Consider the following 9265-nt stretch of genomic DNA (forward strand, 5'->3'; position numbering starts at 1 on the left):
AAATAGGCATTTTGTATTGACTATCTCTTCGGTTACGCTTCGCAACCCCCATTTTTTTGAACACGCCCTTACGCTATTTGAACGCTATCCCCTTGCGCGTCACAAGATCACTCTATTATTTGAAGAGAAAGAGTATTGTCACCAGTTGGAGCGCTTTGCTCATCAAATTGCCCATTATCGAAAAGCGGGATACAAAATAGGGTTGGATCGTTTGGGCGGTTATCACACGACGCTTCTGTATCTCAAGGAGTTAGAAGTGGATGTTGTCCGTTTCGATACCCTTTACAGCCGTAATATCAAAAAAGCAGGGTACCAAAATATCATACAGGGGCTAAATCTGAGTGCGCATCTATGCGGAGCAAAAACGTGGATCTCGATGATAGAAGACTCCTATACCGATCAGCTTTGCCAATCCCTTAAAATTAATTACCGACAGGGAAATTATCTGGGTAAAATTTTGAAACAAGACCAATTATAAGGATGAGTATGAAATACGGAGAACAAATTGTAGAAAATTTTAATATTGAAAAAGATTTTGAAATTTGGCCCAATCAACACGAACGTGATTATGTGATCAAGGTAACCTTACCGGAATTTACATGTTTGTGTCCGCGTAGCGGATATCCCGATTTTGCGACCATTTACGTCGAATACACGCCGGATAAATGGGTGGCTGAACTCAAAGCAATCAAACTGTACATTAATTCGTTCAGAAACCGCCATATTTCGCACGAAAACAGTGCAAACGAGATCTATTCAACCTTCGAGACAAAAATCGCTCCTAAGCGCTTAAAAGTCGTTGCCGACTATTATCCACGCGGAAACGTCCATACCGTTGTTGAGATCGACAGCGAAAAAATGGTAGAAGAGAAATAAACGGCTAATTTTGGGAGGGGAGATACCCTCCCACCGTAAGATCAGAATTTATAGGTGTAGGTGAGATTAGCACTGCGTCCCCAGTGATGAGGGATCGTATCGCTTCCGTTGGTGTAATTGAGATTAGGGGTATAGACCTCTTCGTCCAAAATATTATCCAGATACAGAGAGAGCAAAGAGCGGTTCGCTTTTCCAATACCCCATATTTTTCCTGTATCAATCGATATATTGGCCGTTAAAAGATTATAGGGATCGGCTTTATGGTTTCTTTCTACGGCACCGTTGGTCTCCGTTAAATCGGTTGATGTGCCGATATAGCTGTTAAAGAGAGCGATATTCATTCCGTAGATCCCCCCGTAGGAAGCGCCTGCTTTTGCCATAATGTTAGGGGCAAAGGTGCTCTCTTCTACTCCGCTGTTTGTTTTGTTAATCTGATAGCTGAAATTGCCTAAAGCGGTGAAATCTTCATTCAGCTCAATTCTAGCTTCTGCCTCTATCCCCTGAAAGCGTACGTATCCCTGATTGTCAAACGTTGAGCGACCGGGTGAATACGGAACTCTTACAATCAAATTTTTAAGCATGGAATCATATAGGGCGACTGAAAAGTAGTATTTTGATGTTTGGTAGATGAGCTGCGCGTCATAGGTTTCCACTTTCTCCGGATCAAGTGAAGAATTGCCTAAAAGTGTCGGTGCATTGATTTTTGCTTCTTGAAGGTTCGGTGAACGATATGCTTCGCTGTAGAGGAGTTTAAGCCACCAGTTATCTCCGAATCCCTGAATAAATCCGGCTCTTCTAGAGAGATCACTCTGGGTATCCTCAGGCTTATTCAGTTGAATTCCGGCAATAACTTTTTGTTTCGGGGAGAGCATATAATCGATTTGAGCGTAGGTGCTTTTGCTACTCATTTCGGAATAGGGAAATCCCGTTTTGAATTCTGTTTCATAATTTGAAGAGTTGGCACCGAAGAGGATGTTAAGATCGGTGGCGACATTGCCTCGAACGATCACTTCTGCCATATCGTAGCGGTCTTTATAGTGATTACGCCCGCCCGCTTCGCTGATCTGCCAATCGAATTCGCCCAAATTAACGGTATAGTTGAAGGAGACATCCCATCCGCTCGTAATGTCGTAGAGATATCCGACATCGAGATAACTTCTTTTCTTTTTCATCAGTGATGAGGGGAGTTGAAAGGAAGAACCACCGCTATCGGCATCATTATTCATCACCATTGCATTCAGGGTTACCCCTTTGTACTTGCCGTTTATGACCACATTATCACTATCTTCGCCCGACTCATAGGTTCCTGCTATATTGTCTTTATCAATGACATTGCTAATGCTATCGCCGTTGGCACGAATAGCGTTGACCCCGATGTTCAGACTGTAGTCGGTACCCCCCACTAGTGTGGTGAGCTGAAGCTGAGTACGATTGAAACTTCCCGCTCCGATATCGACGCGGGTTTCATTGATCGACTTTTGCGCATCTTTGGTAATGATATTTATGACTCCCGCCATTGCATTAGTGCCGTAAATGACGGAACCGGGGCCGCGAATCACCTCTATATGGTCAACCATTTCCAAAGGAAAGCCAAGATATATATCGAAGTTAAATCCGCCGTCCGTCCCATCATGTATCGGACGCCCATTGAGAAGAACGACGACCGATCCGTCTTGATGTGCTCCGTTCATCGCTCTAATGGAAGTTTTGTTATGTGGGCGTTGATGGGAGCTCAGAACCTGTGTACCTACAAGGCGGTCAATGACATCCCGTAAATGTCTTGCTCCGTATTGATGGATTTCTTGAGACGTCACAACGGTAATAACCCCCGGTGCCAAATGCTGGCTTTCATCACGCCGTGAGGTGCTTGTGACTTGAATATTAAGGAGATCCTCGAGAGAAAGGGGAGACAAATCAGAGGAATCATCAGCCTGAAGAAGGGAACATGAAAGTACTGTTGCTAAAAAAACATTTTTCATGGAGGACTCCATTTATAAAATAAGACAATAATAACACTCTTAACTTAAAGATATTTAAGAAATAAAATCTTTGGTTGAATCGGGGAGATTAATGGGAAGGGTGAGCGTAAATTTTACCCCTGTTTGACGCTCGGTGTCGATTGTAATTTCACCCAAGAGTTTTTGGGTAATAAGATTATAGACGATATTGAGTCCTAATCCGGTTCCTCCGGCATTTCGTTTGGTAGTGGTAAACGGCTCAAAAGCGATCTTTTTGATTTTTTCATCCATACCGACCCCGTTATCGGTATACGTTAAAACAAGATGGTGTTTATCCGCTTCGAAATGGATCGTGATAGTAGCGTTTTGTGTGGATTCGTTAAAGCCGTGAAGCAAAGAGTTCTGGATAAAGTTGCTGATGATTTGAGCGTATACGCCGGGGTAGGACTTGATTATAAGAGCATGATCCCCCTCTAAATTTACGGTTACCGGTATTTTTTTTAGTTTGTTATGGAATGTGAGAAGAATCTCTTCAAGATATTCATAGAGGTTGAATTCCTGCTTATCTTCCACGCTTTGATCAACGGAAATACGTTTAAAACTGCGAATGAGATTCGCAGCATGATTAATGCTTTTAAGAAGTAAGTGGGAGGTTTCATTTAATACCGTAAGCTTTTGTTCCATAAATGATTTTTTGAGCGTCCCCTCTTCCATTTGCCGAAGGAGCTGTTGTGTTTCTCTGACAATAATGGAGCCGCCCGTAATCGCATTGCCAAGAGGCGTATTGACTTCATGGGCTACACCGCTGACAAGATTTCCGAGTGCTGCCATTTTTTCAGATTCTACCAGTTGAAGTTGTGCTTTTTTTAGTGTTTCAAGAGAGTCTTGAAGCTCTTGAGTCCGTGCTGCAACCCGTGATTCCAAATGGGACGTCAGCGATTCGGTTTCGCTTAAGAGATGGTTAAAAGCATTATACAAATAAGCGATTTCATCTTGATTATTATGGGTAACACGAAGCGAATAGTTGTTGTTTTCCGCTACCTCTTTGGCTGTTTCAGTCAACGTGAGTATCGGTTGAAGAATTTTTTTGCTTAGTATACGTGACACCACATAGACAAAAAGGATTAAGCCGATCGAAAAAATAGTGACGGCAGTTAATAGATCCACAATAAACGAGGTAATACGATCCGTTTCTCTCTCGATATAGAGGTAACCCAAAAGTTGATTGTTTTGTTTAATCTCAAGGGTGGTCTTCAAACTCCCCAGCATCCACGGAAACGAACTTGGGTTTTCAAACCGTGTTCCCAAAGGGAAGATATCGTTTGGAAGCGGTCGGTTTTCGGGGTTAAACGAAGTCAAAGAGGTGTGATCAGGGCTGTAGACAACCGACATAAGAATATCTTTGTTTTTATGCAAGCGGTGCATATTGGCATTGATCCCCTGAAGATCAAAAAATGCCAAAGGGGCGGTAATCAAATCGACGATTAAAGTGGCCTCCAATTGGCTCTCATGGATATAGGTACGCTTTTCATGATTAATACTGTACCAAAGCTGAAATAACATTCCGAAAATAATGATGAAAAGACTGGTAATAATCAGTAAAAAAATCATTTGTGAGGTGATGGAATGGTTATGTAATCTCATTTTGATCCCCCCGTCGGTTCAATAACCGTAGCAAAATTAAGAAGCTTGTAGCTTACGGTTAAATTGGCATTTTCGAGGTTGCGTTGATTGATAACAAACCGAAACATGTTGTTATCCAGATAAAATCCGATCATAGCTCCCCGTCTTGCATCGTCATCGTCATCACTAATCAATAAAACATTATTTTTACGTAAATTACTCAATAAATTCTCGTTTTGGTGGGGTTTTGAACCTCGAAAATAGAGGATATGGCACTTCATCATCTCTTCTGAGGGATCTCCGGCATTGAGAGTGATGACTTTTAGCGGATGGTTATTAAAAAGGCGGGATGAATAACTTTTTTGGAGCGCTTTTGCAAAGGTGCTGTCATCATAGATGCAGACATTATAAGTATCAACCGGTTTTGGCCATTGGATAAACATCGTAAAACGCTCTAGATAGGCTGCTTTGATGCTCTCTTCTGAAACGGCGAGCAAAGAGACGGTATAAAAAAGGGAAAAAAAAGCGGTAATACAAACCTTTTTCATTATGATTAAATCAGATCAGGTTTGGGTTCACCTAAAAAATACCCTTGCGCATAATCGATACCCATTGCCTTGACTATATCGTAAACCTGAGCGCTGTGGACAAATTCCGCAACGGTTTTTACCCCTATTTTATGGGTAAAAAAGAGGATTGATTCGGTTACGATTCGAGATTTTTTATTCACATCAATATCTTTAATATAGATTCCGTCAATTTTAACAATATCAAGGTCCAGATTCCCGAGTTGGGCAAAATTCGAACACTGAACGCCAAAATCGTCCAAACACAGGCGATACCCTAAGGTTATGAGTTCGTTGAGATGTTTTTCGGCAATCGGATTGGTCAAAATACTGCTGTCTTCGAGAATTTCAAAATAAATCCTGCCGCTTTCAATCCCGTAGTGTTTCCGTGTCTGTTCGATAAATTCTATAAAGCCGTGCTCGATGAGATCTTGATCGGTAATATTGACTGAAAAATCGAGAGCAGTGGTACTGAAGCGTGCGCAGGCTTGTTCAAACACCCGCTGCGTTATTTGGTATAAAAGTCCGGCATATCTGGCAGTACTTAGAAAATGAAAAGGGGTATAGATTACCCCGTCGTGCTCAAGCCGAACAAGTGCTTCGTATTTCACGATTTCACCGCTTCCGCAATCAACAATCGGCTGGTAATAGGCAATTAACTTGTTATTGTCAAGGGCATCTTTGAGCCATTTCGTCCATTTTGTATTTTCTTTGATCTGTTTGATGACCGCCAGATTATCTGAATAAACCTGTACGCGGTTCCGGCTCATTTTTCGGGCTTCACGAAGTGCAATTTCAGCTTTTTGGATCATATTTCCGATTTCGTGCTCGACAACTCCCATAGTAACATTGACCCTGTGGTCGATACCATTAATGAGGAATAAATGTTTGGTAATCGCACTTTGGATCCTAAGAACCTCTTTTTGGATGTCTTGTATCTCTTTTTGGGACGTTAATATGGCAAAAATATCGGCCTCAAGACGGTAAATAGTACATTCAGTGCAGGAGGATTCCCGTAAAATTTTGCCAAACTGCAATAGCATCTGATCCCCGACTTCAAATCCGTACACATCATTAATCATGCTGAATGCGTCGATATTCAATAAAACGAGTGACATCGGCATTTCGGTATCAAGATCATAATTGAGCTTGACGCGATTGCCAAGTCCGGTCAGAGTGTCCGTGATCAAGGTAGCATAAATTTCATTTTTCTTATTGAGGAGCTCAACAATCTGTTTGTATTGTGAGAGAGCGCTTCGGATAGTGGTATAGAGCCTATCGGTAGTAAGTTCGGTTTTCTCTTTGTAGTCATTGATGTCATAATGGTCGATGACGTATCGCTCCGGTGCAATTCCGGGCTGTCCTGTTCGGATTATGATCCGTATGGTGGTATTATCGAGGTGATAGCGAATGGTTTCAACAAGATCCAATCCGGCCGTTTCGCTCTCCATGACAACATCGAGCAAAATGATAGCGATATCATCATGCTCTTTGAGAATTTCAGTTGCTTCGGCAGCACTGTAGGCGGAGATAAAGTGAATAGGTTTACGTTCAAAGGTAAAATCGTGAAGTGCCAATCTCGTGAAAGAGTGCACTTCTCTGTCGTCATCGACGATCAAAACCTTCCATGGTGCTTCGGATAATTGCTCTTCTTCTTCAGGGGCGAATAGAAGCTCATCAGTACCCATTTTTTGCCCTCTTCTTTGTAAGAAAATAGTTTACATTGTTTTCAATAATAGCACAAAACACTATAGAAAGAAAGAGGGCGTTTAAACGTAATGCAGTATCAACCGAATTTACCGGTGATATACTCTTGGGTGAGTTTTTCTTTCGGGGTAACGAAGAGCTCTTCGGTATGTCCCAACTCAATCAAATCTCCCAAATACATAAATCCGGTGTAATCGCTGACACGCGCTGCTTGTTGCATATTATGGGTGACGATGATGATACTGACACGCTCTTTGAGCTCGATGACCAATTTTTCAATCCCCTGCGTCGAGATCGGATCAAGTGCGGATGTCGGTTCATCAAAAAGCAATACTTCAGGCTCTACCGCGATGGCACGAGCAATACACAAACGCTGTTGCTGACCCCCTGAGAGACCGTTTGCATCATTTTTAAGTCGATCGCTTACCTCTTTCCAAAGTGCGGCATCTTGAAGTGCTTTTTCAACACGATCGTTCAGTTCCGTTTTATTTTTTATCCCTTGAAGACGCATACCGTAGGCGACGTTATCGAAGATAGACATAGGAAATGCGGTCGGTTTTTGGAAAATCATCCCGATTTTTGTCCGAAGGTGAATCAAGTCCTCTTTAGGGTCAAGGATATTGCGTCCCTCAAATTCAATTTCACCTTCGTATTTGTTCCCCGGATAAAGATCATGCATACGGTTAAAGGCACGGAGTAATGTTGTTTTACCGCATCCGGAGGGGCCGATAAGGGCAGTAACGGCATGTTTTGCAATAGGCATCGTCACTTTTTTCAAACTCGGTGCCGGAGCCCCTTTATAGGTAAAGTCAAAATTGCGAACTTGAAGCGCGCACTCTTCTTTGATATCGATAATACTTGCCATAACGTTATTTCCTTTTGCCGGCTAATAAAATAAGTCGTCCCACAATATTGAGACCTAAAATAAACATTGAGAGGATGAAAGCGGCTGCCCATCCGAGTTGCTGCCAATCATCGTACGGACTGATCGCATAGTTAAACATCGTTACCGTGAGCGAAGGCATCGCCGCGTTTAGATCGGTCGTGAAAAAGTTATCGTTAAACGAGGTAAAGAGTAGCGGTGCCGTCTCTCCCGCAACGCGTGCAACACCGAGAAGTACTCCCGTCAAAATCCCTGCTTTCGCACCGCGATAGACGACATCTATGATTACTTTATACTTGGGTGCCCCTAGAGCGAATGCTGCTTCGCGCAGTGTACCCGGTACCAGTTGGAGCATATCGTCGGTAGTTCGCAAGATGATCGGGATCATAATGATTGCCAATGCGATGGCACCGGCCCATGCACTAAAGTGCCCCATCGGCATAACGATAATGGCGTAAACAAACGCTCCGATAACGATAGAGGGTGCCGACATCATGATGTCACTGATATCCCGAATGGTATGGGCGAGTTTTGAATTTTTACCGTATTCGCTCAAATAGGTTCCCGCCATAATCCCCAACGGAACCCCGATGAGGGTAGCAAGACCCACCAGGATCAGCTGGCCGATAAGGGCGTGTTTGAGACCGCTATCTTCGTATCCGGGAGGTGAGCCCTCGTAGATGAAGATATTCCAGTTAAGGGCATCGATCCCTTTCATCATTAAGACTCCGAGGATCCAAAACAAAAATCCTAACGCGATGACGGCGCTAAAGGTGGAGAACCCAAGGGCCAGTTTATTGATCAATATACGTTTTTGAACGGCAGTCATTAGGCTTTTCTCACTTTACGTAAAAAGTAGAATTTTGCGATAGCGATAACGACGAAGCTCATAATGAGCAAGGTAAGGGCTAATCCAAAAAGGCTGGAGAAATAAAGGGAGCTGTCCGCTTCGGTAAACTCGTTGGCAAGGGTTACCGGAATCGAGGTAGTCGGATCCATAATCGAGTTTGGAGTGTGGTGAACATTCCCCATAACGAAGGTGACCGCCATCGTCTCACCGATTGCCCGTCCGAGTGCCAAAATGAGTGAGCCGATAATCCCCGCTTTGGCGTAAGGGATGATAACGTCTTTGATAACGTCCCATTGAGTCCCCCCTAGGGCATAGGCCGATTCTTTGAGGATATCGGGGGTAGTGTTCATCGCATCACGGGTAACCGCCGCCATAAACGGCAAAATCATAATGGCCAAGACGATCCCGGCCGCGAGGAGACCGATCCCCATTCCGCCAAAGATATCGCGTAAGATAGGGACGAAGAAAAAGAGCCCCCACATTCCGTAGATGACTGAAGGGATTGCTGCGAGGAGTTCAACGCTGACACCGAAGAACCCTTTGATTTTATCATGGGCGATTTCGCTTAAGAAAATGGCGACACCGATGGCAATGGGAATTGCTAAAAGCATCGCTAAAAAAGTAGAAGCGACAGAGCCGAAGATCGCCGCATAGGCACCGAATTTGTCGAGGTTCGGCGCCCATTCGTCTTTGGTGATGAAATCGAGTCCAAACGCCTGCATCGCTTCGGTCGACTCATTAAAGAGAACCACAAAAATCCATGCAACGATGAAAAGGATCAACAATGCACTGGTGCGGGTCA

The 9265-nt window shown here is 43.5% G+C and carries 9 protein-coding genes; 2 read left to right on the forward strand and 7 right to left on the reverse strand.

From position 1 onward, the window contains the following. The coding region (locus A2517_RS11060; protein ID WP_294897005.1) for an EAL domain-containing protein at window positions 1-478 on the forward strand (478 nt) is incomplete at its 5' end. An 8-nt stretch (window positions 479-486) separates the two neighbouring features. After that, window positions 487-876 carry a preQ(1) synthase gene (gene queF / locus A2517_RS11065; protein ID WP_294897007.1) on the forward strand — a complete coding sequence of 130 codons (390 nt, stop codon included), beginning with the start codon at window positions 487-489 and terminating at the stop codon, window positions 874-876. A gap of 41 nt (window positions 877-917) precedes the next feature. Here the strand turns inward: queF and A2517_RS11070 are convergent, their stop codons facing one another. From A2517_RS11070 to pstC, 7 genes are all read right to left on the reverse strand, one after another. Further along, on the reverse strand, window positions 918-2855 hold the full coding sequence (locus tag A2517_RS11070) for a TonB-dependent siderophore receptor (RefSeq protein WP_294897009.1): 1938 nt from the start codon (window positions 2853-2855) through the stop codon (window positions 918-920). 54 nt (window positions 2856-2909) lie between these two features. After that, window positions 2910-4478 (reverse strand): sensor histidine kinase, encoded by a 1569-nt coding sequence (locus A2517_RS11075; protein ID WP_294897011.1) that lies wholly within the window; start codon window positions 4476-4478, stop codon window positions 2910-2912. Further along, window positions 4475-5005 (reverse strand): YfiR family protein, encoded by a 531-nt coding sequence (locus A2517_RS11080; protein WP_294897013.1) that lies wholly within the window; start codon window positions 5003-5005, stop codon window positions 4475-4477. Before A2517_RS11080 ends, A2517_RS11075 begins: the two co-directional genes overlap by 4 nt. A gap of 5 nt (window positions 5006-5010) precedes the next feature. Next, window positions 5011-6711 (reverse strand): GGDEF and EAL domain-containing protein, encoded by a 1701-nt coding sequence (locus tag A2517_RS11085; protein WP_294897015.1) that lies wholly within the window; start codon window positions 6709-6711, stop codon window positions 5011-5013. 98 nt (window positions 6712-6809) lie between these two features. Then, window positions 6810-7595 (reverse strand): phosphate ABC transporter ATP-binding protein PstB, encoded by a 786-nt coding sequence (gene pstB, locus A2517_RS11090; protein ID WP_294897017.1) that lies wholly within the window; start codon window positions 7593-7595, stop codon window positions 6810-6812. A 4-nt stretch (window positions 7596-7599) separates the two neighbouring features. Next, window positions 7600-8442, reverse strand: a complete 843-nt coding sequence (pstA, locus tag A2517_RS11095; RefSeq protein ID WP_294897019.1) for a phosphate ABC transporter permease PstA — start codon at window positions 8440-8442, stop codon at window positions 7600-7602. Beyond that, window positions 8442-9265 (reverse strand): phosphate ABC transporter permease subunit PstC (gene pstC / locus A2517_RS11100; protein WP_294897021.1); only part of this gene is annotated, 824 nt, incomplete at its 5' end. The genes pstA and pstC, both read right to left, overlap by 1 nt.

The sequence above is a fragment of the Sulfuricurvum sp. RIFOXYD12_FULL_44_77 genome (assembly GCF_001830725.1).
GTDB lineage: Bacteria > Campylobacterota > Campylobacteria > Campylobacterales > Sulfurimonadaceae > Sulfuricurvum > Sulfuricurvum kujiense_A.

Coding starts and splice junctions, on each gene's coding strand:
- pstA (WP_294897019.1), bottom strand. CDS start 8,442: ATGACTGCCGTTCAAAAACGTATATTGATCAATAAACTGGCCCTTGGG.
- A2517_RS11075 (WP_294897011.1), bottom strand. CDS start 4,478: ATGAGATTACATAACCATTCCATCACCTCACAAATGATTTTTTTACTG.
- A2517_RS11070 (WP_294897009.1), bottom strand. CDS start 2,855: ATGAAAAATGTTTTTTTAGCAACAGTACTTTCATGTTCCCTTCTTCAG.
- pstB (WP_294897017.1), bottom strand. CDS start 7,595: ATGGCAAGTATTATCGATATCAAAGAAGAGTGCGCGCTTCAAGTTCGC.
- A2517_RS11080 (WP_294897013.1), bottom strand. CDS start 5,005: ATGAAAAAGGTTTGTATTACCGCTTTTTTTTCCCTTTTTTATACCGTC.
- A2517_RS11085 (WP_294897015.1), bottom strand. CDS start 6,711: ATGGGTACTGATGAGCTTCTATTCGCCCCTGAAGAAGAAGAGCAATTA.
- queF (WP_294897007.1), top strand. CDS start 487: ATGAAATACGGAGAACAAATTGTAGAAAATTTTAATATTGAAAAAGAT.